Source organism: Escherichia sp. E14S1 (genome assembly GCF_004211995.1).
Lineage (GTDB): Bacteria > Pseudomonadota > Gammaproteobacteria > Enterobacterales > Enterobacteriaceae > Escherichia.
The window spans coordinates 104,791-119,138 of sequence record NZ_RHJQ01000004.1 but is presented as its reverse complement, the minus strand read 5'-3'; the positions used below and the strand labels follow the sequence as shown (position 1 = coordinate 119,138).

17 protein-coding genes are annotated in these 14,348 nt (G+C 59.0%); 14 read left to right on the top strand and 3 right to left on the bottom strand.

Annotation, left to right across the window (positions count from 1 at the left end; translation table 11 throughout):
• The first annotated feature begins 77 nt into the window (after positions 1 to 77).
• The 14 genes from phnC to phnP all read left to right on the top strand — a co-directional run bounded on the left by phnC (position 78) and on the right by phnP (position 10,891).
• Positions 78 to 866 carry a phosphonate ABC transporter ATP-binding protein gene (gene phnC, locus D9734_RS05255; RefSeq protein ID WP_130205895.1) on the top strand — a complete coding sequence of 263 codons (789 nt, stop codon included), beginning with the start codon at positions 78 to 80 and terminating at the stop codon, positions 864 to 866.
• Between the two features lie 24 nt (positions 867 to 890).
• Positions 891 to 1,907: a phosphonate ABC transporter substrate-binding protein gene (phnD, locus tag D9734_RS05250; RefSeq protein ID WP_130205893.1), complete on the top strand. Its 1,017-nt coding sequence runs from the start codon at positions 891 to 893 to the stop codon at positions 1,905 to 1,907.
• Between the two features lie 105 nt (positions 1,908 to 2,012).
• Positions 2,013 to 2,792, top strand: a complete 780-nt coding sequence (phnE, locus tag D9734_RS05245) for a phosphonate ABC transporter, permease protein PhnE (protein ID WP_130205891.1) — start codon at positions 2,013 to 2,015, stop codon at positions 2,790 to 2,792.
• A 20-nt stretch (positions 2,793 to 2,812) separates the two neighbouring features.
• A complete protein-coding gene (phnF, locus tag D9734_RS05240) occupies positions 2,813 to 3,538 on the top strand; it encodes a phosphonate metabolism transcriptional regulator PhnF (RefSeq protein WP_130206096.1) in 726 nt (241 codons plus the stop codon).
• Positions 3,539 to 3,991 carry a phosphonate C-P lyase system protein PhnG gene (gene phnG, locus D9734_RS05235; protein WP_130205889.1) on the top strand — a complete coding sequence of 151 codons (453 nt, stop codon included), beginning with the start codon at positions 3,539 to 3,541 and terminating at the stop codon, positions 3,989 to 3,991.
• A complete protein-coding gene (gene phnH, locus D9734_RS05230) occupies positions 3,988 to 4,572 on the top strand; it encodes a phosphonate C-P lyase system protein PhnH (RefSeq protein WP_130205887.1) in 585 nt (194 codons plus the stop codon). The genes phnG and phnH overlap by 4 nt, the downstream gene beginning before the upstream one ends.
• Positions 4,572 to 5,636: an alpha-D-ribose 1-methylphosphonate 5-triphosphate synthase subunit PhnI gene (gene phnI / locus D9734_RS05225; protein ID WP_130205885.1), complete on the top strand. Its 1,065-nt coding sequence runs from the start codon at positions 4,572 to 4,574 to the stop codon at positions 5,634 to 5,636. The genes phnH and phnI overlap by 1 nt, the downstream gene beginning before the upstream one ends.
• Positions 5,629 to 6,474 carry an alpha-D-ribose 1-methylphosphonate 5-phosphate C-P-lyase PhnJ gene (gene phnJ / locus D9734_RS05220; RefSeq protein WP_000002284.1) on the top strand — a complete coding sequence of 282 codons (846 nt, stop codon included), beginning with the start codon at positions 5,629 to 5,631 and terminating at the stop codon, positions 6,472 to 6,474. Before phnI ends, phnJ begins: the two co-directional genes overlap by 8 nt.
• Complete coding sequence (gene phnK / locus D9734_RS05215) at positions 6,471 to 7,229, top strand: phosphonate C-P lyase system protein PhnK (protein WP_097750848.1); 759 nt, start codon at positions 6,471 to 6,473, stop codon at positions 7,227 to 7,229. Before phnJ ends, phnK begins: the two co-directional genes overlap by 4 nt.
• A 110-nt stretch (positions 7,230 to 7,339) precedes the next feature.
• Complete coding sequence (gene phnL / locus D9734_RS05210; RefSeq protein WP_130205883.1) at positions 7,340 to 8,020, top strand: phosphonate C-P lyase system protein PhnL; 681 nt, start codon at positions 7,340 to 7,342, stop codon at positions 8,018 to 8,020.
• Positions 8,017 to 9,153, top strand: coding sequence for an alpha-D-ribose 1-methylphosphonate 5-triphosphate diphosphatase (phnM, locus tag D9734_RS05205; protein WP_130205881.1), 1,137 nt, complete (start codon positions 8,017 to 8,019; stop codon positions 9,151 to 9,153). Before phnL ends, phnM begins: the two co-directional genes overlap by 4 nt.
• On the top strand, positions 9,153 to 9,710 hold the full coding sequence (gene phnN, locus D9734_RS05200; RefSeq protein ID WP_130205879.1) for a ribose 1,5-bisphosphokinase: 558 nt from the start codon (positions 9,153 to 9,155) through the stop codon (positions 9,708 to 9,710). The genes phnM and phnN overlap by 1 nt, the downstream gene beginning before the upstream one ends.
• Positions 9,697 to 10,131, top strand: coding sequence for an aminoalkylphosphonate N-acetyltransferase (phnO, locus tag D9734_RS05195; protein WP_130205877.1), 435 nt, complete (start codon positions 9,697 to 9,699; stop codon positions 10,129 to 10,131). The genes phnN and phnO overlap by 14 nt, the downstream gene beginning before the upstream one ends.
• A gap of 1 nt (position 10,132) precedes the next feature.
• On the top strand, positions 10,133 to 10,891 hold the full coding sequence (phnP, locus tag D9734_RS05190; RefSeq protein WP_130205875.1) for a phosphonate metabolism protein PhnP: 759 nt from the start codon (positions 10,133 to 10,135) through the stop codon (positions 10,889 to 10,891).
• Positions 10,892 to 10,917: 26 nt separating this feature from the next.
• Here phnP and yjdP read toward each other — a convergent pair whose 3' ends face one another.
• The 3 genes from yjdP to D9734_RS05175 form a co-directional block, all read right to left on the bottom strand.
• On the bottom strand, positions 10,918 to 11,247 hold the full coding sequence (gene yjdP, locus D9734_RS05185; RefSeq protein ID WP_130205873.1) for a DDRRRQL repeat protein YjdP: 330 nt from the start codon (positions 11,245 to 11,247) through the stop codon (positions 10,918 to 10,920).
• A gap of 68 nt (positions 11,248 to 11,315) precedes the next feature.
• Positions 11,316 to 11,948, bottom strand: a complete 633-nt coding sequence (locus tag D9734_RS05180) for a GNAT family N-acetyltransferase (protein ID WP_130206094.1) — start codon at positions 11,946 to 11,948, stop codon at positions 11,316 to 11,318.
• A gap of 112 nt (positions 11,949 to 12,060) precedes the next feature.
• Positions 12,061 to 14,325, bottom strand: a complete 2,265-nt coding sequence (locus D9734_RS05175; protein WP_130205871.1) for a hybrid sensor histidine kinase/response regulator — start codon at positions 14,323 to 14,325, stop codon at positions 12,061 to 12,063.
• Between the last annotated feature and the right edge of the window lie 23 nt (positions 14,326 to 14,348).

Genomic DNA, 14,348 nt, shown 5'->3' with positions numbered 1-14,348 from the left:
CTGTTAGTCACTTTTAATTAACCAAATCGTCACAATAATCCGCCACGATGGAGCCACTTTTTTAGGGAGGCTGCATCATGCAAACGATTATCCGTGTCGAGAAGCTCGCCAAAACCTTCAATCAGCATCAGGCGCTGCACGCGGTTGATCTGAACATTCATCATGGTGAAATGGTGGCTCTGCTTGGGCCGTCGGGTTCCGGCAAATCCACCCTTTTACGTCACTTAAGCGGTTTGATTACCGGCGATAAATCTGTCGGTAGCCATATCGAGCTGCTGGGCCGCACTGTCCAGCGCGAAGGCCGTCTGGCGCGCGATATCCGCAAAAGCCGCGCCCATACCGGCTACATCTTCCAACAATTCAACCTGGTGAATCGCCTGAGCGTACTGGAGAACGTGCTGATTGGCGCGCTCGGCAGCACGCCGTTCTGGCGCACCTGTTTTAGCTGGTTCACCGGTGAGCAGAAACAGCGCGCGTTACAGACGCTGACCCGCGTTGGCATGGTGCACTTTGCTCATCAGCGCGTTTCCACCCTCTCCGGCGGTCAGCAACAGCGCGTGGCGATTGCCCGCGCGCTGATGCAGCAGGCGAAGGTGATTCTGGCGGACGAACCGATCGCCTCGCTGGACCCGGAATCAGCGCGCATCGTGATGGACACCCTGCGCGACATCAACCAGAACGACGGCATCACCGTGGTCGTCACGCTGCATCAGGTGGATTACGCCCTGCGCTACTGCGAACGCATCGTCGCGCTACGCCAGGGGCACGTCTTCTACGACGGCAGCAGCCAACAGTTTGATAACGAACGTTTTGACCATCTCTACCGCAGCATTAATCGCATCGAAGAGAACGCGAAAGCTGCCTGACATCCCCATCATTGAGGAAAACGAATGAACGCTAAGATAATTGCCTCGCTGGCCTTCACCAGCATGTTCAGCCTCAGCACCCTGTTAAGCCCGGCACACGCCGAAGAGCAGGAAAAGGCGCTGAATTTCGGCATTATTTCAACGGAATCACAGCAAAACCTGAAACCGCAATGGACGCCATTCTTACAGGATATGGAGAAGAAGCTGGGCGTGAAGGTCAACGCCTTCTTTGCCCCGGACTACGCGGGCATTATCCAGGGAATGCGCTTCAACAAAGTGGATATCGCCTGGTACGGCAACCTGTCGGCGATGGAAGCGGTGGATCGCGCCAACGGCCAGGTCTTCGCCCAGACGGTTGCGGCGGATGGATCGCCGGGTTACTGGAGCGTATTGATCGTCAACAAAGACAGCCCGATCAACAACCTGAACGATCTGTTGGCAAAGCGGAAAGATCTCACCTTCGGCAATGGCGATCCTAACTCCACCTCTGGCTTCCTCGTCCCCGGTTACTACGTCTTTGCCAAAAACAATATCTCCGTCAGCGACTTTAAGCGCACGGTCAACGCCGGGCATGAAACCAACGCCCTCGCCGTCGCCAACAAACAGGTGGATGTCGCCACCAACAACACTGAAAACCTCGATAAGCTGAAAACCTCCGCACCAGAGAAGCTGAAAGAACTGAAAGTGATCTGGAAGTCGCCACTGATCCCAGGCGATCCGATCGTCTGGCGCAAAAATCTGTCCGAAACCACCAAAGACAAGATCTACGACTTCTTTATGAACTACGGCAAAACGCCGGAAGAGAAAGCGGTGCTGGAGCGTCTGGGCTGGGCGCCGTTCCGCGCCTCCAGCGACCTGCAACTGGTACCCATTCGCCAGCTCGCGCTGTTTAAAGAGATGCAGGGCGTAAAAGGCAATAAAGGGTTGAATGAGCAGGACAAGCTGGCAAAAACCACCGAGATTCAGGCACAGCTGGATGACCTGGACCGCCTGAACAACGCGTTAAGCGCGATGAGTTCGGTGAGTAAAGCGGTGCAGTAAATCGTAAGTCGGATAAGACGCCCCAGCGTCGCATCCGACAATGTGCAGACGTTGATGCCGGATGCGGTGCAAGCACCTTATCTGGCCTACAAACCGGAGCCAAACATGCAAACCATCACCATCGCCCCACCCAAGCGCAGCTGGTTCTCGCTTCTGAGCTGGGCCGTTGTTCTCGCCGTGCTGGCCGTCTCGTGGCAGGGCGCGGAAATGGCCCCGCTCACGCTGATTAAAGATGGCGGCAACATGGCGACTTTCGCCGCCGACTTCTTCCCGCCCGATTTCAGCCAGTGGCAGGATTACCTCACCGAAATGGCCGTCACGCTGCAAATCGCCGTCTGGGGAACTGCGCTGGCCATCATTCTCTCCATTCCCTTCGGTCTGATGAGCGCCGAAAATCTGGTGCCCTGGTGGGTTTACCAGCCCACGCGCCGCCTGATGGACGCCTGCCGCGCCATTAACGAAATGGTCTTCGCCATGCTGTTCGTGGTCGCCGTCGGCCTCGGTCCGTTCGCTGGCGTGCTGGCGCTGTTTATCCACACCACCGGCGTGCTCTCCAAACTGCTTTCCGAAGCAGTGGAAGCGATTGAACCCGGCCCGGTGGAAGGCATTCGCGCCACTGGCGCCAACAAGCTCGAAGAGATCCTCTACGGCGTACTGCCACAGGTGATGCCACTGCTGATTTCCTACTCCCTCTATCGCTTCGAATCCAACGTCCGCTCGGCGACCGTCGTCGGCATGGTCGGCGCGGGCGGGATCGGCGTCACGCTGTGGGAAGCGATTCGCGGTTTCCAGTTCCAGCAAACCTGCGCCCTGATGGTGCTGATTATCGTCACGGTCAGCCTGCTGGATTTCCTCTCTCAACGGTTGCGTAAGCACTTTATCTGATTAGCGAGGCATTGATATCTATGCACTTGTCTACACATCCGACCAGCTACCCGACACGCTATCAGGAGATAGCCGCAAAACTTGAGCAGGAGCTTCGTCAACACTACCGCTGCGGTGACTATCTCCCCGCGGAGCATCAACTGGCGGCACGCTTTGAGGTGAACCGCCACACCTTGCGCCGCGCCATCGACCAACTGGTGGAGAAAGGCTGGGTACAGCGCCGTCAGGGCGTCGGCGTGCTGGTGCTGATGCGCCCGTTCGATTACCCGCTCAACGCCCAGGCGCGTTTTAGCCAGAACCTGCTGGACCAGGGCAGCCACCCCACCAGCGAAAAACTGCTGTCGGTGCTGCGCCCCGCCTCCGGTCACGTCGCTGATGCGCTGGGGATAACCGAGGGGGAGAACGTCATCCACCTGCGCACCCTGCGTCGGGTCAACGGCGTCGCGCTCTGTTTAATCGACCACTACTTTGCGGACCTCACGCTCTGGCCGACGCTGCAACGCTTCGACAGCGGCTCGCTGCACGATTTTCTGCGCGAGCAAACGGGGATTGCGCTGCGCCGCAGCCAGACGCGGATCAGCGCCCGCCGCGCCCAGGCCAAAGAGTGCCAGCGTCTTGAAATCCCGAATATGTCGCCGCTGCTGTGCGTGCGCACCCTTAACCACCGTGACGGTGAAAGCAGCCCGGCGGAGTACTCCGTCAGCCTGACGCGCGCCGACATGATTGAATTCACTATGGAGCACTGAATGCACGCAGATACCGCGACCCGCCAGCACTGGATGTCCGTACTGGCGCACAGCCAACCGGCTGAACTGGCAGCCCGCCTGAACGCGCTGAACATCACCGCCGACTATGACGTTATCCGCGCCGCCGAAACCGGCCTGGTGCAGATTCAGGCGCGGATGGGCGGCACCGGCGAACGTTTTTTTGCCGGCGACGCCACGCTGACCCGCGCCGCCGTGCGCCTGACTGACGGCACGCTCGGCTACAGCTGGGTGCTGGGGCGTGATAAACAGCATGCCGAACGCTGCGCGCTGATTGACGCGCTGATGCAGCAATCTCGCCACTTTCAAAACTTATCAGAAACCCTTATTGCCCCGCTGGACGCTGACCGTATGGCACGCATTGCCGCACGCCAGGCCGAAGTGAACGCCAGCCGGGTCGACTTCTTTACGATGGTTCGCGGAGACAACGCATGACCCTGGAAACCGCTTTTATTCTTCCTGTGCAGGATGCCCAGCACAGTTTTCGTCGCCTGTTAAAGGCCATGAGCGAGCCGGGCGTGATTGTCGCCCTGCATCAGCTCAAACGCGGCTGGCAACCGCTGAATATCGCCACCACCAGCGTGCTGCTGACGCTGGCCGATAACGACACGCCGGTGTGGCTTTCCCAGCCATTAAGTAACGATATCGTCAGCCAGAGCCTGCGTTTTCATACCAACGCGCCGCTGGTCAATCAGCCGGAACAGGCGACCTTTGCGGTGACGGATGAGGCGATTTCCAGCGAACAGCTCAACGCCCTTTCCACCGGCACCGCCGTTGCACCAGAAGCGGGCGCGACGCTGATTTTACAGGTCGCCAGCCTGAGCGGCGGGCGCATGTTGCGTCTCACCGGCGCGGGCATTGCCGAAGAACGGATGATTGCCCCGCAGCTGCCGGAGTGCATTCTGCACGAACTCACCGAGCGCCCGCACCCGTTCCCGCTCGGCATCGACCTGATCCTGACCTGCGGCGAGCGCCTGCTGGCTATTCCGCGAACCACTCATGTGGAGGTGTGCTGATGTACGTTGCCGTGAAAGGGGGCGAAAAGGCGATCGACGCCGCCCACGCCCTGCAAGAAAGCCGACGCCGGGGCAATACCGATTTGCCTGAACTGAGCGTCGCCCAGATTGAACAGCAGCTTAACCTTGCGGTGGATCGCGTGATGACCGAAGGCGGCATTGCCGACCGCGAACTGGCGGCGCTGGCGCTGAAACAGGCCAGCGGCGATAACGTTGAAGCGATTTTCCTGCTGCGCGCCTACCGTACGACGCTGGCAAAGCTGGCGGTAAGCGAGCCGCTCGACACCACCGAGATACGCCTCGAACGGCGTATTTCGGCGGTTTATAAAGACATTCCCGGCGGCCAGCTGCTTGGCCCAACCTACGACTACACCCATCGCCTGCTCGATTTCACTCTGCTGGCAAACGGTGAAGCGCCGACGCTAACCACCGCCGACAGCGAACAACAACCGTCGCCGCACGTTTTCAGCCTGCTGGCGCGTCAGGGGCTGGCGAAGTTTGAAGAAGATAGCGGCGCACAGCCGGACGACATCACCCGCACGCCGCCGGTTTACCCCTGCTCGCGTTCTTCCCGTTTGCAGCAGTTAATGCGCGGCGACGAAGGCTATTTGCTGGCGCTGGCCTACTCCACCCAGCGCGGTTACGGGCGCAATCACCCGTTCGCAGGCGAAATCCGCAGCGGCTATATCGACGTGTCGATTGTGCCGGAAGAGCTGGGATTTGCGGTGAACGTCGGCGAACTGCTGATGACTGAGTGTGAAATGGTCAACGGTTTTATCGACCCGCCGGATGAGCCGCCGCATTTTACACGCGGCTATGGGCTGGTGTTCGGCATGAGCGAGCGCAAAGCGATGGCAATGGCGCTGGTTGACCGCGCTCTGCAAGCCCCGGAATACGGCGAGCACGCGACAGGCCCGGCGCAGGATGAAGAGTTCGTGCTGGCGCATGCCGATAACGTCGAAGCCGCAGGCTTTGTCTCGCACCTCAAACTTCCGCACTACGTCGATTTCCAGGCCGAACTGGAGCTACTCAAACGTCTGCAACAGGAGCAGAACCATGGCTAATCTGAGCGGCTACAACTTTGCGTACCTCGACGAGCAGACCAAACGCATGATCCGCCGCGCCATCTTAAAAGCGGTGGCGATCCCCGGTTATCAGGTGCCGTTTGGCGGGCGCGAAATGCCGATGCCGTACGGCTGGGGAACCGGCGGCATTCAGCTCACCGCCAGCGTGATTGGCGAAAGCGACGTGTTGAAGGTGATTGACCAGGGCGCAGACGACACCACCAACGCCGTGTCGATCCGCAACTTCTTTAAGCGCGTGACCGGGGTAAACACCACCGAGCGCACGGACGATGCGACGCTTATCCAGACGCGCCATCGCATCCCCGAAACGCCGCTGACCGAAGATCAGATCATTATTTTCCAGGTGCCGATCCCGGAACCGCTGCGCTTTATCGAGCCGCGCGAAACGGAGACCCGCACCATGCACGCGCTGGAGGAGTACGGCGTGATGCAGGTGAAGCTGTATGAAGATATCGCCCGCTTCGGTCATATCGCCACCACCTATGCCTATCCGGTGAAAGTGAACGGACGCTACGTGATGGACCCGTCGCCGATCCCGAAATTCGATAACCCAAAAATGGACATGATGCCCGCCCTGCAACTGTTCGGCGCGGGGCGCGAAAAGCGCATCTATGCGGTGCCGCCGTTTACCCGCGTGGAAAGCCTCGATTTCGACGATCACCCGTTCACCGTCCAGCAGTGGGATGAGCCATGCGCCATCTGCGGATCGACCCACAGCTATCTTGATGAAGTGGTGCTGGATGACGCCGGAAACCGCATGTTTGTCTGCTCCGATACCGATTATTGCCGCCAACAGAGCGAGGCGAAAAGCCAATGAATCAACCGTTACTTTCGGTCAATAACCTGACTCATCTTTACGCGCCGGGCAAAGGCTTCAGCGATGTCTCTTTTGATTTATGGCCGGGGGAAGTGCTGGGCATTGTCGGGGAATCCGGCTCCGGGAAGACCACGCTGCTGAAATCAATCTCCGCCCGCCTGACGCCGCAACAGGGGGAGATTTACTACGAGAACCGTTCCCTCTATGGCATGAGCGAAGCCGACCGCCGCCGCCTGCTGCGCACCGAATGGGGCGTGGTGCATCAGCATCCGCTCGACGGCCTGCGCCGCCAGGTCTCGGCGGGCGGCAATATCGGCGAGCGGCTGATGGCGACCGGGGCGCGTCATTACGGCGACATTCGCGCCACCGCGCAGAAGTGGCTGGAAGAGGTGGAAATTCCCGCCAACCGGATCGACGACCTGCCGACCACCTTTTCCGGCGGCATGCAGCAACGTTTGCAGATCGCCCGCAACCTGGTGACGCATCCGAAGCTGGTGTTTATGGACGAGCCAACCGGCGGGCTGGATGTGTCAGTGCAGGCACGCCTGCTCGACCTGCTGCGCGGCCTGGTGGTGGAGCTGAATCTGGCAGTGGTAATTGTTACCCACGATTTAGGCGTCGCCCGCCTGCTGGCGGACCGTTTGCTGGTGATGAAACAGGGGCAAGTGGTGGAGAGTGGGTTAACCGACCGCGTGCTCGACGACCCGCATCACCCGTATACCCAATTGCTGGTGTCATCGGTTTTGCAGAATTGAGCCGGTGCCGGATGCGGCGTAAACGCCTTATCTGGCCTACAAATGCGCTCCCAGTAGGTCGGATAAGACGCATCAGCGTCGCATCCGACACCCGAACCACGAGGCGAAAAATGATTAACGTACAAAACGTCAGTAAAACCTTCATCCTGCACCAGCAAAACGGCGTGCGCCTGCCCGTCTTACAACGCGCCTCGCTCACCGTCAACACGGGCGAATGCGTGGTGCTCCACGGCCACTCCGGCAGCGGCAAATCAACCCTGCTGCGCTCGCTGTACGCCAACTATCTACCCGACGAAGGGCAAATCCAGATCAAACACGGTGACGAATGGGTAGACCTGGTCACTGCACCAGCGCGCAAAGTGGTGGAAATCCGCAAAACCACCGTCGGCTGGGTGAGCCAGTTTCTGCGCGTCATCCCGCGTATTTCGGCGCTGGAAGTGGTGATGCAGCCGCTGCTCGATACTGGCGTTCCGCGTGAAGCCTGCGCCGCTAAAGCCGCGCGTCTGCTCACGCGCCTGAACGTACCGGAACGCCTGTGGCACCTTGCGCCATCAACCTTCTCCGGCGGCGAACAGCAGCGCGTCAACATTGCCCGTGGCTTTATCGTCGACTACCCCATTCTGCTGCTCGACGAACCCACCGCCTCGCTGGACGCCAAAAACAGCGCCGCCGTAGTCGAGCTGATTCGCGAAGCCAAAGCCCGTGGCGCGGCCATCGTCGGCATCTTCCATGATGAAGCCGTACGCAATGACGTCGCCGACCGCCTGCACCCAATGGGAGCCTCTGCATGATTATCAATAACGTCAAACTGGTGCTGGAAAACGAGGTGGTGCACGGTTCGCTGGAGATGCAGGACGGCGAAATCCGCGCCTTTGCCGAAAGCCAGAGCCGCCTGCCAGAAGCGATGGACGGCGAAGGCGGCTGGCTGCTGCCGGGGCTGATTGAGCTGCATACCGACAACCTCGATAAATTCTTCACCCCGCGCCCGAAAGTTGACTGGCCTGCCCACTCGGCGATGAGCAGCCACGACGCGCTGATGGTGGCGAGCGGCATCACCACCGTGCTGGACGCCGTGGCGATTGGTGATGTGCGCGACGGCGGCGATCGGCTGGAGAATCTGGAGAAGATGATCAACGCCATCGAAGAGACGCAGAAACGCGGCGTCAACCGCGCCGAGCACCGTCTGCACCTGCGCTGCGAACTGCCGCATCACACCACGCTGCCGCTGTTTGAAAAACTGGTGCAGCGCGAGCCAGTCACGCTGGTGTCGTTGATGGACCACTCACCCGGCCAGCGCCAGTTCGCCAACCGCGAGAAGTATCGCGAATATTATCAGGGCAAATACTCGCTCACCGATGCGCAGATGCAGCAGTACGAAGAGGAACAACTGGCGCTCGCCGCACGCTGGTCGCAGCCGAATCGCGAAACCATTGCCGCGATCTGCCGCACACGCCAGATTGCGCTTGCCAGCCACGATGACGCCACGCACGCCCACGTCGCCGAATCCCACCAGCTTGGCAGCGTGATCGCCGAATTTCCCACCACCTTCGAAGCAGCGGAAGCTTCGCGTAAGCATGGCATGAACGTGCTGATGGGTGCGCCGAATATCGTGCGAGGCGGTTCGCACTCCGGCAACGTGGCGGCAAGTGAACTGGCGCAGCTTGACCTGCTGGATATCCTCTCTTCCGACTACTACCCCGCCAGCCTGCTGGATGCGGCGTTCCGCGTCGCCGATGACCAGAGCAACCGCTTTACGCTGCCGCAGGCGGTGAAGCTGGTGACCAAAAATCCGGCCCAGGCGCTGAATCTTCAGGATCGCGGGGTGATTGGCGAGGGCAAACGCGCCGACCTGGTGCTGGCGCATCGCAAGGGCAATCATATTCATATCGACCACGTCTGGCGTCAGGGTAAAAGGGTGTTCTGATGATGGGAAAGCTAATCTGGTTGATGGGGCCTTCCGGCTCCGGGAAAGACAGCCTGCTGGCGGCGCTGCGCCAGCGGGAACAGGCGCAGTTACTGGTGGCACATCGCTACATCACGCGCGATGCCAGTGCCGGAAGCGAAAACCATATCGCCCTGAGCGAGCAGGAGTTTTTTACCCGCGCGGGGCAAAATCTGTTGGCCTTAAGCTGGCACGCTAACGGTCTGTATTATGGCGTCGGCATCGAGATTGACCTCTGGCTGCACGCTGGATTCGACGTGGTAGTCAACGGCTCACGCGCGCATTTGCCGCAGGCGCGGGCGCGCTATCAATCGGCGCTGCTGCCCATTTGTTTACAGGTTTCGCCGGAGATCCTCCGCCAGCGCCTGGAAAACCGTGGGCGTGAAAACGCCAGTGAAATTAACGCCCGGCTGGCGCGCGCCGCCCGCTATACTCCGCAGGATTGCCATACGCTCAACAATGACGGCAGCCTGCGCCAGTCGGTCGACACGCTGCTGACGCTGATCCATCAGAAGGAGAAACACCATGCCTGCTTGTGAGCTTCGCCCGGCCACGCAGTACGATACCGACGCGGTTTACGCGCTGATTTGTGAGCTAAAACAGGCGGAGTTTGACCATCACGCGTTTCGCGTGGGCTTTAACGCCAACCAGCACGACCCGAATATGCGCTACCATCTGGCGCTGCTGGATAGCGAAGTTGTCGGCATGATCGGCCTGCATTTGCAGTTTCATCTGCATCATGTCAACTGGATCGGCGAAATTCAGGAACTGGTGGTGATGCCGCAGGCGCGCGGCCTGAACGTCGGTAGCAAGTTGCTGGCATGGGCAGAAGAAGAAGCCCGCCAGGCCGGGGCAGAAATGACCGAACTTTCGACCAACGTGAAGCGCCACGACGCGCACCGTTTCTACCTGCGCGAAGGCTACGAGCAGAGCCATTTCCGCTTCACGAAGGCGCTGTAACATGAGCCTGACCCTCACGCTCACCGGCACTGGCGGCGCACAGGGCGTTCCGGCATGGGGCTGTGAGTGCGCGGCCTGTGTAAGAGCGCGACGCTCGCCGCAGTATCGCCGCCAGCCATGCAGCGGCGTGGTGAAGTTTAACGAGGCTGTCACCCTGATCGACGCCGGGCGGCACGATCTCTCCGATCGCTGGTCGCCCGGATCGTTCCAGCAGTTTTTGCTGACGCATTACCATATGGATCACGTGCAGGGGCTGTTTCCACTGCGCTGGGGCGTGGGCGATACGATCCCGGTCTACGGCCCACCGGATGAACAGGGCTGCGACGATCTGTTTAAACATCCGGGCCTGCTTGATTTCAGTCACACGGTAGACCCGTTTGTGGTGTTTGATTTGCAGGGGTTGCAGGTCACACCGCTGCCGCTCAACCACTCAAAACTGACCTTCGGTTATCTGCTGGAAACGTCGCACAGCCGTGTGGCGTGGCTGTCTGACACCGCCGGTCTGCCGGAAAAAACGCTGAAATTTTTACGCAATAACCAGCCGCAAGTGATGGTGATTGATTGCAGCCACCCGCCGCGCGAGGATGCGCCGCGTAATCACTGCGATTTAAACACCGTGCTGGCGCTGAATGAAGTTATCCGCTCGCCGCGCGTGATTCTGACGCACATCAGCCACCAGTTTGATGCGTGGCTGATGGAGAACGCGCTGCCGTCGGGATTTGAGGCGGGGTTTGATGGGATGGAGATTGGGGTAGCGTGATGGGGAGAATGTGCGCACTGGCCCCCTCACCGCCCATACTCATCTTCCATTCTCCGCTCTTCATCTTCCAGTTGCCGACGCTCCCGATCAAGCTGGCGCTGGCGATCGTCCAGCTGCCTGCGGCGATCTTCAAACTGGCGGTGGCGGTCGTCATATTGTCTGCGACGATCGTCGCTCACTTGACGCTGCCAGCCGTCGTCGCGCGAATCTTCATAGTCTCGCCCACGGTCAGGGTTATAAGCGTCGTTAATCGCCTGCTGAATATTGCCAATGGTATCGTCGATAATATCGGCCTGGGCCGGAACGGTGGACAGCGTGAGCAGGGTGAAAAGAAAGAGCGTGGAGTAAGGTTTCATAAGCCAGTCTCTGCAATGGACTGGCTTAACGTTAGTTGAGTGTGAATGAGCGGAGTAGCGGAGTAATCTCAAATTCGGTAAGGCGCAGACTCTTCCATTAGCTGGTTAGCTCGCTGTTTATTTTCCGCCACCAGCACAATGCCATGACATTTTTGATCCGGTGAAATACTCCAGATACGCTCTTCCGGAATGCAACCGCCATCGTAGATCACTTTCGTGCCATCGTAAGGCCAAAATGCCCCTTGTTCAGTGTCTAATACAAACACGGAAATCTGATCGGACTCGCGCGCGATCTTCTGCCAGAGCATCTTCCCGCCATCATATTGATCAAAATCGCTGATTAGCGTGATACCGCATTGCAGAATTAGCGCTTCATACAGCCGAGTTGCCAGCCCCTTATCGCGCTCACCAGGAGAGACACAAATACCTTCCACCTGTACCAGATCCGAGTCTTCCCACCAGCGTTCAACGGCAATGATATCGCTGCCGAACTCTTTTTTACGCTGCAGATCGAGAGCGGCAAGTACCCGATGACGCGGCACGCCTGCAAAAACTTCAATGTCCGCTTCAATGATGGCCGCTCTTGGCGTCTGCTTGTCATAAATTACCTGTAACAAACGTCCAGAAAGCTCGATCTCTTCCACCACGCGAAAAGAACGAGCAACCGTCATAGGGCTATAGGTGGTTGGCATCACGATCATATGTGAATCGCCTCTTGTCAGTACTGGCATAATTCCTTTTATATCCCATTCAGAACAGAATTGCTCACAATAGCAGCACGTTTGCTTCAGGCCTCTTGATAAATTCTGAAAATCATCCCTCTATTTGCCCCAGCGCCTGCGCCAACTGCGCGCGGGTAAAGGGTTTGCGCAGCAGCGCCACGTCGGGCAGCGCGGGGTTATGGCTGGGGCGTAAATCCTGACCACTGATGAGTAGCAGCGTCAGGTGCGGGTAAAGTTTGCGGGCCGCATTGACCACTTCTGCGCCGCTCATGCCGCCGGGGAGCATTAAGTCACTGATAAAAATATCGATTTCTGCTGATGCCGCCAGCAGGTCCAGCGCCTGTTCGCCGCTGCTCGCTTCCAGCGTCAAATAGCCCAGCAGGTGCAACTGCTCGCAGATGGTCTGGCGCACCGCGACTTCATCTTCCAGCACTAACACCAGTTTATCGCCGCTGACGGCTGTCTGCTCTACCACCGCTGGCGATAGGTTTTTCGCCGCCGTCAGCGCGCGGGGAAGCTGTAATCTGACCGTTGTTCCTTGCCCCGGCGCGCTTTCAATTTCCACGCGCCCGCCGGACTGGCGCACGAACCCATAGACCATCGACAAGCCCAGCCCGCTGCCACTGCCCGTCTGTTTGGTGGTAAAGAACGGCTCAAATACCTGGCTTTTCACCGCCTGCGACATGCCGCTGCCATGATCGATGACCTCCAGCGCCACCATATCCTGTCGCTGCCCACTGCTGCGAGTAACGCGCTGATTCCAGGTACGAATTTTGATGATTCCCGTCTGCCCTTCCATCGCATCGCGGGCGTTCACTACCAGGTTGATGATGGCGTTTTCCAGCTGGCTGACGTCAATCCACGCGGGCCACGCCGGAGACTGCGCTTCAATCTCCAGCGCCAGGGTTGCCGGTAAGGAGTGGCGCATTAATTCGCTTAACTCTTCCAGCAGAGTTTTCAGTTCAACGGCTTGCGGATGTAAGGACTGCTTGCGAGAAAACGCCAGTAGCCGCTGGGTCAGTAGCGCCCCACGTTCGGCGGCTTGCAGCGCCCGCTGTATTCGCGGCGCGTCGGGCGAGTCCGTGTTCACCAGCTCCAGGCTGCCAATGATCACCGCCAGCAGATTATTAAAATCATGTGCCAGCCCGCCTGTCAGTTGCCCAACCGCTTTCAACTTCTGGCTGTGCAATAGCGCCTCTTCCAGCCCCTGCCGCTCGGTTTGGGCAATCTCCATCTGCGTGGTTTTCTCTTTCAACAGCCGTGAGGTTCGGTCGAGTGACGCGGTATTGCGGGCGAAGACGTTAAAGGCACGCGCCAGTTCACCCAACTCATCGCGCCGCTGTAGCGCCGGAAAAGTGACGTCCGCTTCGCCGTGCGCCAGGCGGCTCATGGCGCGGGAAATCGCCGTCAGGTTAGAGCCGAGATTGCGATAGATATACCAGCCTGCAAACGCGGTGATCACCACCGCTAACAGAGCGAAAATCATGATCAGCCTCTCGCCGGAGCGCAGATCCTGGTAACTTTGCGCCACCCGCTGACCGGAGAGCGTCGCCACCTGTTCGGCGTAACGGTTAATGTCACTATTGAGGATCGCCACCAGCGCTTTGATGTGGAACATATACCAGCTGATCGCCAGATCGCTTTGCTCCAGAGCTTCCGAAAGTGGCGCCAGATTGCGCAGTTCACGATTAAAATCAGTGAGTAGCGTATTGACCAACGGCGTATCGCTGTGGGTCGGGAATGCAGACATCACCCCGACCAGTTGATGAATAATCGCCTGCGGCGCGGGCGTGGCAATAGCGGCAACAATCAGTCGGTTCATCTCGTTAAGCAAAATGTCATCTTCCGCGTGAGTGACTTTTTGCAAATGCCGCAGATAACTTAAGTTTTGATATAGCGAACTTAACAGCGCGTTACGCTCCAGATGCCGCCTTTGCCCGCGCTCCAGCATTCCGCCGACGCTGGTTTGCAGTTCGTTACTACGCGTGATGATGCGCGCCACTAGCCCGGCGTCCTGCTGCGCTAAAGGCGCGTCCGCCAGTTGCTCAAGCGAGCTTTTTAACGCCCGCTGTGTCTCCTGCAATCGCTCGGCTTCGCCTTTGTATTCCAGCGCACCCACCACCTGTGACAATCGCACCGCCGCCGTCGCCACGTTTGCCGTGTCGCGCGTCAGATTCAGGCTGCCGGTCATATCATCCACCGTTTGCTGCTGCACCTGCTCCTGCATCTGGCTGGCATGGCGAAAGCCCATTACCGCCACGCCGCTGACCATCAGCGTCACCGCCACCACCAGCAAATTTAAAAGCAGCAATCGCCCGCGCGCGCTGGCAAAAAAGTGACGTCCGGGGTGCGCCATATCACGCTCCGTAAAGAAAAATC

Bases quoted from the DNA above. Each gene is read 5' to 3' on its own strand.
- phnC (WP_130205895.1), top strand. From the start codon at position 78: ATGCAAACGATTATCCGTGTCGAGAAGCTCGCCAAAACCTTCAATCAG.
- phnD (WP_130205893.1), top strand. From the start codon at position 891: ATGAACGCTAAGATAATTGCCTCGCTGGCCTTCACCAGCATGTTCAGC.
- phnE (WP_130205891.1), top strand. From the start codon at position 2,013: ATGCAAACCATCACCATCGCCCCACCCAAGCGCAGCTGGTTCTCGCTT.
- phnF (WP_130206096.1), top strand. From the start codon at position 2,813: ATGCACTTGTCTACACATCCGACCAGCTACCCGACACGCTATCAGGAG.
- phnG (WP_130205889.1), top strand. From the start codon at position 3,539: ATGCACGCAGATACCGCGACCCGCCAGCACTGGATGTCCGTACTGGCG.
- phnH (WP_130205887.1), top strand. From the start codon at position 3,988: ATGACCCTGGAAACCGCTTTTATTCTTCCTGTGCAGGATGCCCAGCAC.
- phnI (WP_130205885.1), top strand. From the start codon at position 4,572: ATGTACGTTGCCGTGAAAGGGGGCGAAAAGGCGATCGACGCCGCCCAC.
- phnJ (WP_000002284.1), top strand. From the start codon at position 5,629: ATGGCTAATCTGAGCGGCTACAACTTTGCGTACCTCGACGAGCAGACC.
- phnK (WP_097750848.1), top strand. From the start codon at position 6,471: ATGAATCAACCGTTACTTTCGGTCAATAACCTGACTCATCTTTACGCG.
- phnL (WP_130205883.1), top strand. From the start codon at position 7,340: ATGATTAACGTACAAAACGTCAGTAAAACCTTCATCCTGCACCAGCAA.
- phnM (WP_130205881.1), top strand. From the start codon at position 8,017: ATGATTATCAATAACGTCAAACTGGTGCTGGAAAACGAGGTGGTGCAC.
- phnN (WP_130205879.1), top strand. From the start codon at position 9,153: ATGATGGGAAAGCTAATCTGGTTGATGGGGCCTTCCGGCTCCGGGAAA.
- phnO (WP_130205877.1), top strand. From the start codon at position 9,697: ATGCCTGCTTGTGAGCTTCGCCCGGCCACGCAGTACGATACCGACGCG.
- phnP (WP_130205875.1), top strand. From the start codon at position 10,133: ATGAGCCTGACCCTCACGCTCACCGGCACTGGCGGCGCACAGGGCGTT.
- yjdP (WP_130205873.1), bottom strand. From the start codon at position 11,247: ATGAAACCTTACTCCACGCTCTTTCTTTTCACCCTGCTCACGCTGTCC.
- D9734_RS05180 (WP_130206094.1), bottom strand. From the start codon at position 11,948: ATGATCGTGATGCCAACCACCTATAGCCCTATGACGGTTGCTCGTTCT.
- D9734_RS05175 (WP_130205871.1), bottom strand. From the start codon at position 14,325: ATGGCGCACCCCGGACGTCACTTTTTTGCCAGCGCGCGCGGGCGATTG.